General features: G+C 60.8%; 15 protein-coding genes. 2 read left to right on the top strand and 13 right to left on the bottom strand.

Translation table 11 applies throughout. From position 1 onward, the window contains the following. Positions 1 to 242: 242 nt before the first annotated feature. Positions 243 to 1,106 (top strand): LysR substrate-binding domain-containing protein, encoded by an 864-nt coding sequence (locus FHW77_RS02725; RefSeq protein ID WP_004445381.1) that lies wholly within the window; start codon positions 243 to 245, stop codon positions 1,104 to 1,106. A 68-nt stretch (positions 1,107 to 1,174) separates the two neighbouring features. Here the strand turns inward: FHW77_RS02725 and FHW77_RS02720 are convergent, their stop codons facing one another. The 11 genes from FHW77_RS02720 to FHW77_RS02670 form a co-directional block, all read right to left on the bottom strand. Then, positions 1,175 to 1,570 (bottom strand): c-type cytochrome, encoded by a 396-nt coding sequence (locus FHW77_RS02720; protein WP_182590347.1) that lies wholly within the window; start codon positions 1,568 to 1,570, stop codon positions 1,175 to 1,177. A gap of 67 nt (positions 1,571 to 1,637) precedes the next feature. Further along, the gene (locus tag FHW77_RS02715; RefSeq protein WP_004445384.1) at positions 1,638 to 2,198 is read right to left on the bottom strand and encodes a gluconate 2-dehydrogenase subunit 3 family protein; all 561 of its coding nucleotides are present in this window, start codon (positions 2,196 to 2,198) and stop codon (positions 1,638 to 1,640) included. Beyond that, positions 2,198 to 3,883, bottom strand: coding sequence for a GMC oxidoreductase (locus FHW77_RS02710; RefSeq protein ID WP_034496957.1), 1,686 nt, complete (start codon positions 3,881 to 3,883; stop codon positions 2,198 to 2,200). Before FHW77_RS02710 ends, FHW77_RS02715 begins: the two co-directional genes overlap by 1 nt. 149 nt (positions 3,884 to 4,032) lie before the next feature. Continuing rightward, positions 4,033 to 4,887 (bottom strand): sugar phosphate isomerase/epimerase family protein, encoded by an 855-nt coding sequence (locus FHW77_RS02705; RefSeq protein ID WP_004445388.1) that lies wholly within the window; start codon positions 4,885 to 4,887, stop codon positions 4,033 to 4,035. Between the two features lie 100 nt (positions 4,888 to 4,987). Next, positions 4,988 to 6,157: a Gfo/Idh/MocA family protein gene (locus tag FHW77_RS02700; RefSeq protein ID WP_004445391.1), complete on the bottom strand. Its 1,170-nt coding sequence runs from the start codon at positions 6,155 to 6,157 to the stop codon at positions 4,988 to 4,990. A gap of 11 nt (positions 6,158 to 6,168) precedes the next feature. Then, entirely contained in the window at positions 6,169 to 7,218 is a 1,050-nt protein-coding gene (locus FHW77_RS02695) for a sugar phosphate isomerase/epimerase family protein (protein WP_004445393.1), read from the bottom strand. A gap of 33 nt (positions 7,219 to 7,251) precedes the next feature. Then, positions 7,252 to 8,274, bottom strand: coding sequence for a LacI family DNA-binding transcriptional regulator (locus tag FHW77_RS02690; protein WP_004445395.1), 1,023 nt, complete (start codon positions 8,272 to 8,274; stop codon positions 7,252 to 7,254). A 3-nt stretch (positions 8,275 to 8,277) separates the two neighbouring features. Beyond that, positions 8,278 to 9,246 (bottom strand): ABC transporter permease, encoded by a 969-nt coding sequence (locus FHW77_RS02685; protein WP_004445396.1) that lies wholly within the window; start codon positions 9,244 to 9,246, stop codon positions 8,278 to 8,280. 1 nt (position 9,247) lies between these two features. Beyond that, positions 9,248 to 10,192 carry an ABC transporter permease gene (locus FHW77_RS02680; RefSeq protein WP_004445397.1) on the bottom strand — a complete coding sequence of 315 codons (945 nt, stop codon included), beginning with the start codon at positions 10,190 to 10,192 and terminating at the stop codon, positions 9,248 to 9,250. Beyond that, positions 10,189 to 11,682, bottom strand: a complete 1,494-nt coding sequence (locus tag FHW77_RS02675; protein ID WP_004445398.1) for a sugar ABC transporter ATP-binding protein — start codon at positions 11,680 to 11,682, stop codon at positions 10,189 to 10,191. Before FHW77_RS02675 ends, FHW77_RS02680 begins: the two co-directional genes overlap by 4 nt. A 102-nt stretch (positions 11,683 to 11,784) precedes the next feature. Next, on the bottom strand, positions 11,785 to 12,807 hold the full coding sequence (locus FHW77_RS02670; RefSeq protein WP_004445399.1) for a substrate-binding domain-containing protein: 1,023 nt from the start codon (positions 12,805 to 12,807) through the stop codon (positions 11,785 to 11,787). 284 nt (positions 12,808 to 13,091) lie between these two features. On the opposite strand from FHW77_RS02670, the gene FHW77_RS02665 reads away from it, so the two are divergent. Beyond that, complete coding sequence (locus FHW77_RS02665) at positions 13,092 to 13,487, top strand: (R)-mandelonitrile lyase (RefSeq protein ID WP_004445400.1); 396 nt, start codon at positions 13,092 to 13,094, stop codon at positions 13,485 to 13,487. Between the two features lie 86 nt (positions 13,488 to 13,573). Here the strand turns inward: FHW77_RS02665 and purU are convergent, their stop codons facing one another. Both purU and FHW77_RS02655 read right to left on the bottom strand, forming a co-directional pair. After that, positions 13,574 to 14,458: a formyltetrahydrofolate deformylase gene (gene purU / locus FHW77_RS02660; RefSeq protein WP_004445401.1), complete on the bottom strand. Its 885-nt coding sequence runs from the start codon at positions 14,456 to 14,458 to the stop codon at positions 13,574 to 13,576. 54 nt (positions 14,459 to 14,512) lie between these two features. After that, positions 14,513 to 15,067: a sarcosine oxidase subunit gamma gene (locus FHW77_RS02655; protein ID WP_004445403.1), complete on the bottom strand. Its 555-nt coding sequence runs from the start codon at positions 15,065 to 15,067 to the stop codon at positions 14,513 to 14,515. Between the last annotated feature and the right edge of the window lie 2 nt (positions 15,068 to 15,069).

The raw sequence follows: 15,069 nt of genomic DNA, 5'->3' as shown, positions 1-15,069 counted from the left end.
TTTGCGTGAAACGGATTGGCCGAGGCCATGGCGGCACGATTAGAGGCAGGGGCTAACGCCCGGATGACGAATTCCTAACAAAGTGTAAACGCGCCATAGCGATTTCCCATGGCCGCCATCGGTTACGCCACAGGGTAAACGAAGCCTTCCCGCGGGCGTCATGGTGTTGTCAGCGTTTTCGCCGATAATCGCACGGCAGAAGGAAGGCGCACACGGCGCTAGCGCCGGCAGAACAGGATCTCATGTCGACCACCCAGCTGAAAGCCTTTCACATCGTCGCGCAATCGGGCGGTTTTTCTCAGGCCGCGCGGGACATGGCGATCAGCCAATCCACCCTTTCAGCCCATGTGCGCGAGCTGGAGGCGATCAGCGGTGTGAACCTTCTGGAAAGAAAACCGCGGGGGGTGAGCCTCAGCCCGCAGGGCGAACGCCTGTTCGAAATCACCGCGCGCCTGTTTCAGGCCGAAAACGAGGCCAAGGCCTTCCTGCGCGGCGATACGGGTTCTGCGGGCGGGCATCTGCGCGTTGCAGCGGATGGTCCCGTGCTGCCGCTGCCTATTCTTTCGCGCCTGAAGGCCGAGCGGCCGCAGCTAACCTTTTCGCTCTCGGTGGACAATTCCGCGCGGGTGATGGAACAGATCATCGATTATCGCGCCGATGTCGCCATTACCGCCCGTGCACCTGATGATCCGCGCCTCTATGGCGTCAAATTCCTCAGCATGCGGCTTGGCCTGTGCGTGCCCGTCTTTCACACGCTGGCGGCGCGGGAGAGCGTCTTCGTGGCAGAGCTTGAAGGCCTGTCCTTCGTCATGCGAGAACGGGGATCGCGCACCCGCGAAATCTTCGAAAAGAACCTTGCCGATCACGGTATCTCCATCCAGCCCGTCATAGAAATCTCCTCCCGCGAGGGCGTGCGAGAAGCCATCGCCAACGGTGTGGGATGCGGCGTGGTGGCCGATCTGGAATTCGGTCACGACGCGCGCCTTTCCTTCGTGCCGCTCTGCGATGCCACCGAACTCATCGATGAATATGCGATCTGCCTTGCCGAAAGACGACATCTGCCGCTGGTGCGAAGATTCATCGAGGAAGCGGGGCGGGTTCTATGACATTGGCCGTCCTCTCCCGGCAGCAGCCGGAAGGAGGATCAGCCTATCCTCCCCCGCCTCCGCCGCCATCACTCTGCAGGTTTCGAAGCCGCGCTTTCAATATAGGCAATGCGATTGTCCAGATCTTCCGGCTTGCTGATGCCGGCCAGCGCCATCTTGTTGCCAGGGATTTTCTTTTTGGGCGCGCTCAGGAATGCCCGCAATTCTTCCGGCGTCCAGACGAGGCCTTCCTCGCCCGCTTTTTTCATCGCTGCCGAGTAAGTATAGTCCGGCACGCCGCCCGCCGCGCGGCCGATAATCCCGTTAAGCTGCGGGCCGACCCTGTTTTTAGCGCCCTCACCGATGGCGTGACAGGCGGAACACCGCTTGAAGACGGCCTCGCCCTTGGCAACATCGCCCTCCGAAAAAGCAGGAATGGCGCTTGCGGCAAACATTGCCGCCGCGATGATTGTTATTTTGCGCATCGTGTCATCCTTGTCTTGCCGCTTGAGTACGACCCGTCCACGGAAGCAGACGGGTCGGCGATTTTCTTCAGGTCGTGCCCCAGGCAGGCGTGCCCTTCTTGTAGGGAACGCGATCCTCGAAGCCACCGGGAATCTCGTCATAGACGAGAACTTCCGTGGCGCCGATCTTCGAGGTGAAGAAACCAAGCAGTGTCAGCTGCTTGACCAGCGTGAAAGCATGCGGTTTTGCCGGCGACTGTTCCGCTTTGGCCTGTTTGTCCAGCACAGAAAGCAGCGCCTGGCGCTGTTCGACGGTCAAATCCACAAAGGCCTTCCCGTGTTCGGCCTGACTGCGTTTCTCGATGTCGGAAATGGCCGAAAGGAAGAGTGTCCGCTGTTCGTCAGTGTAGCAATCGGCCGCATAGACGGCCATGAATGCACCGACTTCCGCGTCCTTCGCGCCCGGCGTGGAGGTCCGCGGAATGATGGTTTCCGCCACCTCGTCCAGAAAGCGGATTTCCTCGGGCGTAAAGACATGGGCACCCCCGGCGGGCCTGGCAGCGTTTTCGGCGGCTGTCAGGATATCCGCACCGATCAGCGGCAGGCCGGTCGCAACGGCTATGAGTTTCAGCAGTTCGCGTCTGTTCATCACAGGTTCCCCTTCTTCAGTTCGGAAACGGCGAAATCGGCCGCACGCGCGGTCAGCGCCATATAGGTCAAGGACGGGTTGACGCAGGAGGCCGAAGTCATGCAGGCGCCATCGGTGACGAAGACGTTCTGCGCATCCCAGACCTGGTTGTTGCCGTTAAGGACAGAGGTTTTCGGGTCGCGTCCCATGCGGGCCGTTCCCATTTCGTGAATGCCCATGCCCGGCGCATAGCTGCCACGACTGGGCTTGACGTTCTTGATGCCGACCGCCTCGAACATCTCGACGGCGTCATTGACCATGTCTTCGCGCATGTCGAGTTCGTTCTGCTTCATCTCGACATTCATGGAAAGGACCGGCAGGCCCCACTTGTCCTTCTTCTCATGATCCAGCTTCACGCGGTTCTCATGATAGGGCAGCATTTCACCGAAGGCGGTCATGCCGATGGTCCAGCCACCCGGCTCGGTCAGCGCTTCCTTGTAATCGGCGCCGATATTCAGTTCCGCGATCTCCCGCTCCCAGCGCGACCGGCTGGCGGAGCCCTGATAACCGAAACCGCGCAGATATTTGCGCTTATCGTCACCGGTATTGCGGAACCGCGGAATGTAGAAGCCCGCCGGACGGCGGCCCTTGAAATAGAAGTCCTCGAAACCTTCCACCTGGCCGGTGGCGCCCATGCGGAAATGGTGATCCATAACATTATGGCCGAGTTCGCCGGAGCTGCTGCCAAGCCCGCCTTCCCAGACATCGGTGGCCGAGTTCATCAGCACCCAGGTCGAGTTCAGCGTCGATGCGTTCAGGAAGATGATGTCGGCGGTATATTCATAGGTCAGGTTTGTCTCGGCATCGATGATCTCGACACCGCGTGCCTTCTTCTTGTCCTTGTCATAAAGGATTTCCTTGACGATGGAGAAGGGACGAAGCGTGAGATTTCCCGTAGCGACCGCTGCCGGCAGGGTGGATGCCTGCGTACTGAAATAGCCGCCGAAGGGACAGCCCAGCCTGCATTTGTTGCGGAACTGACAGCGCGTGCGTTCCTGATCGGGAAGTTCCTGGGTGATGTTGGCGCAGCGCGAATTGATGAGGTGGCGCGTGCCCTTGAACGCCTTCTTCAGCCGGCTTGCGACATCCTGCTCTACGAAATTGAGAGGAATGGGCGGCAGGAATTCCCCGTCAGGAAGGATGTCCAGCCCCTCGCGGCTGCCTGAAATGCCGGCGAAGCGCTCGACGTAGTCATACCAGGGGGACACGTCCTCATAACGGATCGGCCAGTCAACGGCGATGCCTTCTTTCGAATTGGCCTCGAAATCGGTCTGCGACCAGCGATAGGTCTGGCGTCCCCACAGCAGCGAGCGGCCGCCGACATGATAACCGCGGAACCAGTCGAACCGCTTTTCCTCGACATAGGGCGTTTCCTGCTCATCGGCCCACATGCCAAGCGTCGCCTCTTCCAGCAGATAATCGCGGCTGAGAACGGGATATTTCGCCTTCATTTCCTGCGTGGCGCGGTTGCGATGGGGGTAGTCCCAGGCTTCCTTGTCGGCATTCTGATAGTCGGTGACGTGTTCGATATTGCGGCCACGCTCCAGCATCAGAACCTTCAGGCCCTTCTGCGTGAGTTCCTTTGCGGCCCAGCCTCCACTGATGCCCGAGCCGACAACAATCGCATCATAATGATTGTTTGCCATGATAACTCCTCCGATGTGAGCTTGGAAAAAACGACAGGGCAAAGCGCTTCCCGTCGCGGCGCGGCGGAAAATGGACATGCGTCTGTCGAACCTCATGCTCCCCGCCGAAACCGGCCGCCGGGGAGCGGTTCTGGTTTTACTGGCAGTGTTTACTGAATGGTCGGCAGGTGTTCGTTGAGGAACGCGTTGCCCTTGGTTACGACCGCTTCGGCATCGAGCGGAAGGTCGTGCTCGAGGATGAACCATTTTGCGCCGGCATGTTTGGCCGCCGGCAGGATCGTCTTCCAGTCAAGCGTGCCGGTGCCGAGTATGGCGAAGCCGCGTTCGTTTTCCGCCGTGCCCGTCGGTGCATTGTCCTTGGCGTGGATGGCAAAAACCTTGCCCTTCAAGGTACCGAGGAATTCTGCGGGATCATTGCCGCTGCGCGCCACCCAGGCGACGTCGACTTCGGCCTGCAGTTTCGGGCCGGCGGCGTCGAGCAACAGTTCCAGCGCCGTCTTGCCGTCGAACTTTGCCATTTCAAAGTCGTGGTTGTGATAGGCCATGGAAAGGCCCGCAGCGGACAGCTTGTCCGCATAGCCGCCCAGTTCCTTGCCGAAGGCGGTCCAGCCAGCGGCGTCCTTTGGTCGGTCTTCCGGCTTCAGGAAAGGTACGGTCACGACAGGGTTGCCGACAGCCTTCTGTTCGGTGATGACCTCGTCGAGGTTGCCGCGCAGCTTGTCGATCGGCACATGCGAGGAAATGACCTTGATCTTGTGCTTTTCGAGAAGCGTGTTCAATTCGCTGGCGCTGACCTTCTGCATGTCCACCGTTTCCACCGCGGAAACGCCCGCGCGGTTGAGGATCGTCAGCTGCTCCTCCAGCGTTCCGGAATTGCGCAGCGTATACATCTGCGCGGCAATCGGCAGGGTCTTGCTGTCATCGGCAAAAACCGGATTTGCGAAACTGGCTGCCAATGCTGCGACGACTGCCATGCCTGCGAATTTTGACTTGAACGTTTTCAAACGCGTAACTCCCTTTCCGTTTGATCAATGTGACGACACGTGTACCTTTGCTGGGCATCACCTTCGGCGCCCTGTGTCGTCTCCTCCGATAGGCTGCGACCTAGATATCGATATTGATCCAGGTCGAGGTCTGGCTGGAACGAACGGCGGCATCGATGAATGCGAGACCCGCAAGGCCGTCCTCCATGCCGGGGTAAATCACCTCCCCGGCGGCTGCTTTTCCCTCCCTTTTGGCAATGATTGCATCTGCGGCTTCGCGGTAGATCGTCGCAAAACCCTCGAGATATCCTTCCGGGTGCCCCGATGGCACGCGGCTGACACGGTTGGCCGCGGCTCCTGCGCCTGCGCCGTTGCGGGTTATGAGCCGCTTCGGCTCCCCGTAAGGGGTGAACCACAGCTCATCCGGCACGCGGTGGTGCCATTCAAGCCCGCCCTTTTCGCCGTAGACCCGCAGCGACAGCGCGTTTTCATTGCCGACTGCGATCTGGCTTGCCCAAAGCATGCCCTTGGCGCCGCTTTCGTAACGCAAAAGAATATTGGCGCTGTCATCCAGCTGCCGGCCCGGCACGAAAGAGGTCAGGTCGGCATAAAGACTCTTCGGGATTTCACCGGTAACAAAGGCGGCGGCGTTGAAGGCGTGGGTGCCGATATCGCCGATGGCGCCGCCCGCGCCGGAGCGGCTGGGATCGGTGCGCCATTCCGCCCCCTTCGCACCGGTCTTCTCAACCGCCTCGGTCAGCCAGTCCTGGGCATATTCGGCCTGAACGTGGCGCAGCTTGCCAATGGCTCCGTCAGCCACCATCTGCCGCATCTGCCGCAGCATGGCGTAGCCGGTGTAATTATGCGTCAGGACAAACAGGCTGTCCGACGCCCTGACGATCTCGGCCAGCGCCTTTGCTTCCTCAAGTGTCGCGGTCACAGGCTTGTCGCAGATGACGTGAATACCGGCCTCGAGAAAGGCCTTTGAGGGCGCAAAATGGAGGTGATTGGGCGTCACGATGGCGACTGCCTCGATACCGTCGTCTCGACCGGCCTCTGCCGCGGCCATCTCCTCGAATGAGGCATAGGAACGCTCCGGCGCGATGCCGAGCAGGGTTGCCGAAGCGGCCGCACGCGCGGGATCGGAGGAAAGCGCTCCGGCCACGAGCTCGTAACGGTCATCCAGCCGGGCCGCGATGCGGTGCACCGCACCGATAAAGGCGCCCTGACCGCCGCCGACCATTCCGAGACGGATACGGCGGCTGTCGAATTTTTTTGGTGTGGAAGACATGGCTATCCCTTTCAGAGGCCGAGAAGGCGACGATTGGCGGCATCATCGACGCCGCTCTTGGCGAAATCGTCGAAGGCCCGCTCGGTCACACGGATAATGTGGTTTTCAATGAAGGCGACGCCTTCGCGCGCGCCGTCTTCCGGGTGCTTCAGCGCACATTCCCATTCCAGCACCGCCCAGCCATCGAAATCATATTGGGTGAGCTTCGAGAAAACCGCGCCGAAATCGACATGCCCGTCGCCCAGCGAACGGAAACGGCCCGGCCGATCGACCCAGCTTTGATACCCGCCATAAACGCCGGAACGGCCGGTTGGATTGAACTCGGCATCCTTGACGTGGAAGGCGCGGATACGCTCGTGGTAGATATCGATGAAGCCGAGATAATCCATCGCCTGCAGCACGAAATGCGAGGGATCGTAGAGGATGTTGGCGCGCGCGTGGTCGCCGGTGGCTTCGAGAAATCGCTCGAAGGTGACGCCGTCATGCAGGTCCTCACCCGGATGCAGCTCGTAGCAGAGATCCACGCCATTTTCCTCGAAGGCATCGAGAATGGGTGTCCAGCGCTTGCCGAGCTCGGCAAAGGCCATTTCGACAAGGCCCGCCGGGCGCTGCGGCCACGGATAAACGAACGGCCAGGCGAGCGCGCCGGAGAAGGTCGCATGGCTCTTGAGGCCGAGATGCCGCGACGCCTTCGCTGCGCATTTCAGCTGATTGACCGCCCATTCCTGCCGCGCCTGCGGCTTTCCGCGCCGTTCGGCCGGAGCGAAACCGTCGAACATCTCGTCATAGGCGGGATGAACGGCAACGAGCTGGCCCTGAATATGCGTCGAAAGCTCGGTGATCTCGACACCGATCTCGGCCAGACGGCCCTTGATCTCGTCGCAATAGTCCTTGGATTTCGCAGCCTTTTCCAGATCGAAGAGCTTGGGGTCGGTCGGCACCTGGATGCCCTTGTAGCCGAGCGAAGCCGCCCATTGGCCGAGATTGTCGAGCGTATCGAAAGGGGCCTCGTTTCCGGCAAATTGCGCGAGGAAAATCGCCGGGCCTTTGATCGTCTTCATGTCCTTACACTCCTTGCATTCACAGTCTGGCCGCTACCGGTGCGGCGGTCGGCACGGCGCGACCGAGCCGCGCACCACCAGTTCGGTATCCAGCACGATGGTCTCGGCGGTGCGTTTGCCATTCAGCCTGTCCACCATCAGCGCCATGGCCCTTCGGCCCATTTCCTGCCGGGGCTGACGCACCGTCGTCAGCGGCGGCTCAAAGGCATTGGCGAAGATGATATCGTCGAAGCCGATGACGGAGACGTCACCCGGGACCGACAGACCCCTGCCCCGCAACTCGCTGATCGCGCCAATCGCCATCTGGTCGCTCGATGCGAAGATCGCGGTAAAGACAATGCCGCCTTCGAGAAGACCCGCAATCGCCTGCCGGCCGGCCTCAATGCTGTAATCACCCGTCACCACCAGTTCGTCGGCATAAGCTATGCCGGCCTCCGCAAGTGCCGCGCGGTAACCGTCGAAACGTTCCTGCGCCAGACTTTCCGGTACGGGACCGGCCAGATGCACGATCCTTTCATGTCCCGCTTCCATGAGGTGACGCACGGCGTTCATCGATGCGGCGCGGTTGTCCACCTTGACGGTCGGCAATGCGAGGCCGGGCACCGTCTCCGACGCGATGACGATCGGCGGCAGCGCATCGCCCTGATCGAGAAGCTCGGACGGGAACTGCCCGGTCATCAGGATGAGGCCGTCGGCATGTTTCTGCCGTACCATATCGATGTGGGTCGCCACACGGTGCTCGTCATTGCGGGCATCGCCCATAAGCACCTTGAAGCCCGCTTCGCCCGCCGCTTCCTCAACACCCTTGTAGATTTCGAGATAGAAGGGGTTGCCGATATCGCGAACGAGAAGGATGACGGTGTTGTTGGATTGGCGGCGGAAACTGGCCGCCTGCGCATTGGGAACGAAGTTCGCCTGCCGAACGGCATCGAAAACCTTCTTGCGGGTTTCCGGGCGAACCTTGTCGGGTTGCTGCAGCGCGCGCGATACTGTCGCGATGGAGACACCCGCGAGAGCTGCAACTTCCCTGATATTCGAACTGTGGTCTTTGCTCATCTGTCACACACGCAACTGCTTTTGGCGGCCATAAAGCAGCATCAGCGCTAGCAACGTGACACCGAATATGATCTGCCGTGCCCATACATCGAGGTTGAGCGTTATCAGTACGCTTTGCAGAATGGTGAGCGCAACTGCGCCGGCCATGGTTCCGACATATCCGCCAGCCCCGCCGGCCAGCGAGGTGCCGCCAATGACCACTGCGATGATCGACGGAAGCACATACTGGTCGCCGACAGAGATGAAGGACGTGCCGGTATAGCCGATGACGCAAACCCCGGTCAGGCCAGCGAACAGGCCGGAAAGGCCATAAAGCAGCGTGCGGATCAGCGGAACAGGAAGACCTACCAGCGTCGCCGCCCGCTCGTTGGAGCCGATGGCGTAAATGGCGAAGCCGAAAGCCGTGCGGCGCAGGACGAAGAGCATGATCGCGGCGATGCCCAGCCAGACGAAGAGTACACCGGGAATACCGAAGATGAGGGGGCGGTTGATGAAACCTGCGAGCAGCGGTGCCGCCGCACCTGACGGAACGCCCTGCGAATAAACCACCAGCCCGCCCTGGATGACCGCCGTCATGCCAAGCGTCATTACCAGCGGCGGAATGCGCACGAAGGTGATGCCGAGACCGTTGATGAGGCCGATCAGGAACGGAATGCCGCCCGCAACCAGAATGGCAAGGGGAATACCGGCATTCTGCCCGTTCATCATATTGCCGGCAAGCACCGCGCCGAGCGAGATCATCGCGCCGACGGAAAGGTCGATGCCTTCGCGTCCGCCGAGGATAACGAGATTCTGGCCCGCCGCGACGATACCGAGAATGGCGGCAATCGTCAGCAGCCGCACGATCTGCGATCCCTGTGCGAAGCCGGGCGACAACAATTCGCCGACAAGCAGCAGGAAAGCCGATGCGCCAATGGCGATGGTCAGGGGATCGGTGAGAAGGGTTTTGAGTTGCAAGCCGGGATTGGTCATATCAACGCCTCGTCACCAGAACGCCACCGGCCAGAGCCGTCAGCACGATCAGACCCTGCACCAGTGTCTGGTACTCGAAGGGCAGGCCCGCAAAGAAGATCACATTGCCGATCATGCCCAGCACCAGCGCGCCCGCGATCGACCCGGTCGAACTGCCGAAGCCGCCGGAAAGCGCCGTACCGCCCAAGACCACCGCAGAGATGGAAGATAGCGCCAGACTTGCGCCGAGAAGCGGATCGCCCGAGGCCGTCTCACCCGTCAGGCAGAGCGCCGCCAGCGCGGAGAAAAGACCAGAGATCATGTAAGCGCCGATACGGATGCCGGAGAGGCGTAGCCCCGTCTGGAAGGCGCCGGTGCGATTGCCACCCACCGCAAGCAGATGCGTGTGAAAAGGAATACGCGACACGATAAGCGTGAAGGCGATGCCGGCAATCAGCACCCAAAGCACGAAGGGCAGGCCGAAGAAGCTGCCGGAATAGGTCTGCCAATAGGCCTCCGGCACCGGCAGGCCCGCCTGCGGCAGAACCCAGATCGCCATCCCGGCAAAGATGATGCCTGTCGCGAAGGTGGTCACGATCGGCTGGAAACGCAGGCCCGAAATGAAGAGGCCGTTGACCAGGCCGCAGAGTAGCCCAACGGTTACACCCGCTGCCATGCCGGCGACGACAGCGCCAGTCGTGCCGCCAAGAGCAGCAATGACGCTGACGGTGACGACATTGGCGAGCGCCACGATGCTGCCAACCGACAAATCTATATCGCCCGCCAGAATGACATAGGTCTGGCCGATGGCGACCAGGATCAGCGGCAGGAACGTCGTCAGGTTCGATTGCAGCACCGAGGGCTGAACGAAGGACGGTTGCAGAAACGTATTCACGGCGACGAGAACGGCAAGAACGACGAGGGTGATGACCCATGGCTGCCTGCGCAGGAAACCGGAGACGCTCATGCGGCATCTCCATAAGCGGCGCGGGTCATGTTTACAGATGTCATGTCGGCTCCGGTCAGTTCCGCAGAAATGCGTCCACCGTTGAACACAAGAATGCGGTCGGCATATTCGAGGATTTCCGCATCTTCCGAGGAGTAGAGAAGAATGGTCGCGCCGGCATCGGCCTGCTGCCGCATCAGCGCAAAGAGGTCGGCCTTCGCGCCGAGATCGATGCCCTTGGTCGGATCGTCGAGCAGCAGCAGTTTCGGTGCCGTGGCAAGCCAGCGGGAAATGAATATCTTCTGCTGATTGCCGCCCGAAAGCGTGCCGATCGCCATATCCAGGCCGGCAAACTTCGTCTTCATATCATCCGCGACCTTTTGCACCCGCGGCTTCAGCGTGGCGGGCCGGACCAGCCGCATCTTTTCGCGCACCATCAGGGCCGCGACGAGATTTTCAAAGATCGACCGGCCCTGAAGGGAAGCGTCACGCCCGCGGTCGCCCGAGACATAGGCAAAACCGTTGTGAACCGCGTGCGATGGCTTGCCGATGGTAATTTCACGGCCATCGAACCATGTCTGGCCCGTCGCAAAGGGCGTCGCGCCGAACAGCCCCTTCAAAAGCGCCGACTGTCCCTGCCCCTGCAGGCCGGCCAGACCGACGATTTCACCCGGATAGGCTTCAAGACTGACACCGCGCAAGCCTTCGCCTGTAACATCCGTCACCTTGAGGCTGGGAGTTGCGGCAGCGCGTCCCTGCTGGCGGGCAGGTGCTGCGCGGACATCGCCGACCATATCGTGCACCACAGCTTCACGCGTGGTTGCCGCCGTATCGAGCTCCGAAATCGTTGCGCCGTTTCGCATCACGGTAATGCGGTCGCAGACGGCAAAAACCTCGTCGAGACGGTGGGAAATCATGATGGTCGAGACACCATCCGCCTTCTTGGCCCGGAGTATCTCAAAAAAGCGCTGGGACTGGCGACCATCGAGCGCTGCCGTAGCCTCATCCATAATCATGAGGCTGGCATTCTGGGCAAAGACCTTGAGGATTTCGACGAGCTGGCGCTGATCGGGCGGCAGAGTGCCAACGATCGCATCCGGCTCCAGTCCTTCGCCGGCCACGCCGTCAAACAGGGCGATCAGCCTTGCCGCCTCGGCTTTCAGCACCTTACGGTCAACAAAAATGCCACATTTCGGCTCCCGGCCGAGAAAGATGTTATCGGCAACCGAAAGCTGCGGAACAAGGCTGAGTTCCTGGTAAAACAGCGCAATACCGGCGTCTTCGGCGTCACGCGGGCTCTTGAAGCGCACATCTTCGCCCTTGAATTTGATCGTGCCGCTCGTCGGCGCCACCGCGCCCGCAACGATTTTGCAGAGCGTGCTCTTGCCGCAGCCATTGGCGCCCAGAAGCGCGTGAATTTCACCGCGACCGACAGTCAGCCTGCCGTCGGAAAGCGCACGCACGGCGCCAAAATTCTTCGTTATGCCGGCCGCTTCCAAAGCGTTCGCCATCGCATGTCCCCGAATAATGCTTGTCACAGGCGGCCAGCCAACGCGCGGTCCGCACTCGAAATTCCGGTTCGGGCCGGCGCTTCCGCCGGCCCGGGACGGTTCTTATTTAAAGAACTCGCCGGCCTGTTCCGGCGTCACGGTCGCCGTGACGGACCAGTAACCGGGCTTGCCTTCTGCAGCCTTGATATTGTCAGCAAGGTTTTCGTTGCTGACGAAGGGGATCGGAATATAGATGGCGTTGCCATAGGTGCCGCCAAAGATACCGTCCTTGAATTCCTTGCCCTGAAGCTTCAGGACAGCGACATTGAGCGCACTGGCCATCACGCCGGGCGGATTGACCGAGGCGCCGGAGTTGAATTTTTCCTTTTCCCAGCGGGTCATGAAGTCCTTGCGGATTTCACCGGTCGCAGCAATGTCCTTGGTCTTGCCGGCGGCTTCGATGGCGCGCCACGCGCCGTCGGCCATGCCGTCCTGCACCCAGACACCGCTGATGTCGGGATAAGTGGCAAGCAGGTTCTGCATGGCCTGCTGCCCCTGCGCCTGATCCCAGCTCGCATTGGCTTCGTTCAGCACCTTGATGTCAGGATATTTCTTGAATACTTCGCGATAACCGGCGACGCGAGCTTCGTTTGCCGGATTGCCCGCGATACCGTTGATGGCGACGACGCTTCCCTTGCCCTTCAGCGCATCCGCCAGCCATTGCGCCGACTGCGCGGCCCATGCCTTCTGGTCGATACCGACATAAATCGCATCCTTGGAGGACACTTCGGCGTCGGTTGCGATGACGAGGATGTTGCGCGCCTTGGCCTGCGCGAAGATTGGATCGAAGGCGGTCGGGCTGCCGGGATTGATGAGGATCGCATCAACGCCCTGGTTCATGAAATTTCGGATATGACCGATCTGCCCCTGCACGTCGACATTGCCGCTCTGGACGACAACCTCGACCTTGACGCCCTTTTCGCCCCACGCCTTCGCGGCAGCCTGAGCTTCCTCGATCATTTGCGTGCGCCATTCGCTGCCGACGAAAGAATTGGAAAGACCGATCTTGAAACTCTGTTCCTGCGCGTGCACGGACGTGCCCGCCGCCAGCACCATCGCGGCAGCAGCCAACAAATGTCTAAACATGAAAACTTGCTCCTCCAAGCAACGGATATCGACTATGAAACCGTTTACATCAGCGAATGTAACCGTTTTCATAAGCGAGTCAATCCCGAGATTGATTTTTGTCGAGCGGTCTGAAAAGGTCGCGGAAGCGGCCGGCGCAACTCTCGGAAACGCGCGAGAATGAAGCGCGTGGCGGAGACCGGAGGCAGGGCTTCACAGAATGCGGAAAGCGATGACCCCGCCCTGTGGGCGACGGCAGGCCCCGCGCTTCCCACCGGCCTGGAACATCAGTCAGGAGAATGACCATGGAAATATTGCGCGCAGGAACACGGGCATCGGCAAAAGGCCCCGCGGCCTGGTTTACGGGCACGGTCCGCATCGATCCGCTCTTCAACCCCTTCGATGCAGAGCGGGTGCAGGGCGCTCAGGTTACATTTGAACCCGGGGCGCGAACGGCATGGCACACCCATCCCCTCGGTCAGACGCTGATCGTGGTTTCCGGTCTCGGCCGGGCGCAGCGTGACGGTGGCCCGGTGGAGGAAATCCGCCCCGGTGATATCGTCTGGTTCGCACCGGGCGAGAGGCACTGGCACGGGGCCGCACCTGATGTGGCCATGACCCATATCGCGCTTCAGGAGGTCAAGGACGGCAAGGTGGTGGACTGGCTGGAACAGGTCACCGACGATGAGTATGACGGTTGACCCGGCACCGGACGAGGGCGGCTGCCGTTCAGCAGCCCGCGCCTGTTCAAGGGGATGGCGGAGCCGGGGCTACGGCAGCGCCGCGCTCAGCCCATCCGCTCCGAGACATATTCTCCCGGCGAGGCGGGGAAAACCACGGTCCTGTTGCCATTCAGGAAAACCCGGTGGTGGATATGGGCATGTATCGCGCGCGCCAACACCTGGCTCTCCACGTCGCGGCCGAGTGACACATAATCCATCGCGCTCTGTGCATGGGTTACCCTGATCGTGTCCTGCTCGATGATCGGCCCTTCATCGAGATCGGCGGTGACGTAGTGGGCGGTTGCTCCAATCAGCCGTACCCCGCGCTCATAGGCCTGCTTGTAGGGATTTGCGCCCTTGAATGATGGCAGGAAGGAATGGTGGATGTTGATGATGCGGCCCGACATTTCCTGGCACAGCCGGTCCGACAGAACCTGCATGTAACGGGCGAGAACGACGAGTTCCGCGCCAGTATCCTGCACCACCTGCAGGATTTCCGCTTCGGCTTCCGGTTTTGTCTCAGGCGTGACGCGGATATGATGAAACGGAATGTCGTCGTTCACGACCTGCTTCTGATAATCGAGATGATTGGATATCACCGCGACGATCTTCACCGGCAATGCGCCGATGCGGGAGCGATAAAGCAGATCGTTGAGACAATGACCGAAGCGCGACACCATGATCACCACTCTGGTTTTGCGGGAAAGGTCGTGGATGTCGTATTGCATGTCGAAGTCGACGGCGACCGGACCAAAACCCTCGGCGAGAGCGTCCCGCTCCAGCCCCTGCTCCGAAACGAAGCTCAACCGCATGAAAAAACGGCCGGTTTCCTGATCGGTGAATTGCGAGCTGTCATTGATATTGCAGCCGGACCGCGCGAGATATCCGGATACGGCCGCAACGATGCCGCTGCGCGCCGGGCACGAGACTTTCATGACATAGGTGGTCAAATCCTGCTCCCCTTGGTGGATCAGCTCCTGGACGGTTCTGAAACTGCAACGCGTTCAGGCGGTTTCGGCGGCGAGCTCCCTGCAGCCGGTTTCAAGCAGATGGCCGAGATGCGACGCGAAACTGTTCCAGACATCCATGCGGAACCGGTTTTCAGCGTCTCGCCAAAGCACCACGGTCACGCCGTCGAACATCGTCCGGCGTCCCTCGCCAACGGCAATGGTGTCGATGTCGCGGGCGCAGCCCAATGTCAGCAACTCAGCAGCCCGCGGACCTTCGATCAACATCGTCACTTCACGGCCGGAAATGTCGACAAGACTGTGCGGAAGGTCGGCATAAACGTCTGCGCAGGCCGCGATCAGCCTGTTGATTTCGGCCGTCGGTGCAACGACGGTCCACTCGTCGGGACCAAGGCGCAGAACTTCAATCTCACCGGAAGCGGCGCGGGCGCCGATCCGGTCGGGCAAGTCGAGGCCGAGGGCAGCGTTGAGCGGCGCCAGATCGCCGCGCGCACGCAACGAAAACCGGGCTTGTGCGGCCGAGATGCTGACCCGTGCCGCTTTGCTTTCGGCAAGCACGCCGGAAACGGAGGAGGAAACGCGCATGTTCATTG

It is taken from the genome of Agrobacterium sp. RC10-4-1 (assembly GCF_014138475.1).
In the GTDB taxonomy this organism is placed as follows: Bacteria; Pseudomonadota; Alphaproteobacteria; order Rhizobiales; family Rhizobiaceae; genus Agrobacterium; species Agrobacterium pusense.
Note: the sequence above shows the minus strand (reverse complement) of the source record. Positions and strands in the feature narration are given on the sequence as shown.

Excerpts from the sequence above, each read along its gene's own strand:
- FHW77_RS02725 (WP_004445381.1), top strand. The coding sequence starts at position 243 with ATGTCGACCACCCAGCTGAAAGCCTTTCACATCGTCGCGCAATCGGGC.
- FHW77_RS02720 (WP_182590347.1), bottom strand. The coding sequence starts at position 1,570 with ATGCGCAAAATAACAATCATCGCGGCGGCAATGTTTGCCGCAAGCGCC.
- FHW77_RS02715 (WP_004445384.1), bottom strand. The coding sequence starts at position 2,198 with ATGAACAGACGCGAACTGCTGAAACTCATAGCCGTTGCGACCGGCCTG.
- FHW77_RS02710 (WP_034496957.1), bottom strand. The coding sequence starts at position 3,883 with ATGGCAAACAATCATTATGATGCGATTGTTGTCGGCTCGGGCATCAGT.
- FHW77_RS02700 (WP_004445391.1), bottom strand. The coding sequence starts at position 6,157 with ATGTCTTCCACACCAAAAAAATTCGACAGCCGCCGTATCCGTCTCGGA.
- FHW77_RS02695 (WP_004445393.1), bottom strand. The coding sequence starts at position 7,218 with ATGAAGACGATCAAAGGCCCGGCGATTTTCCTCGCGCAATTTGCCGGA.
- FHW77_RS02690 (WP_004445395.1), bottom strand. The coding sequence starts at position 8,274 with ATGAGCAAAGACCACAGTTCGAATATCAGGGAAGTTGCAGCTCTCGCG.
- FHW77_RS02685 (WP_004445396.1), bottom strand. The coding sequence starts at position 9,246 with ATGACCAATCCCGGCTTGCAACTCAAAACCCTTCTCACCGATCCCCTG.
- FHW77_RS02680 (WP_004445397.1), bottom strand. The coding sequence starts at position 10,192 with ATGAGCGTCTCCGGTTTCCTGCGCAGGCAGCCATGGGTCATCACCCTC.
- FHW77_RS02675 (WP_004445398.1), bottom strand. The coding sequence starts at position 11,682 with ATGGCGAACGCTTTGGAAGCGGCCGGCATAACGAAGAATTTTGGCGCC.
- FHW77_RS02670 (WP_004445399.1), bottom strand. The coding sequence starts at position 12,807 with ATGTTTAGACATTTGTTGGCTGCTGCCGCGATGGTGCTGGCGGCGGGC.
- FHW77_RS02665 (WP_004445400.1), top strand. The coding sequence starts at position 13,092 with ATGGAAATATTGCGCGCAGGAACACGGGCATCGGCAAAAGGCCCCGCG.
- FHW77_RS02655 (WP_004445403.1), bottom strand. The coding sequence starts at position 15,067 with ATGAACATGCGCGTTTCCTCCTCCGTTTCCGGCGTGCTTGCCGAAAGC.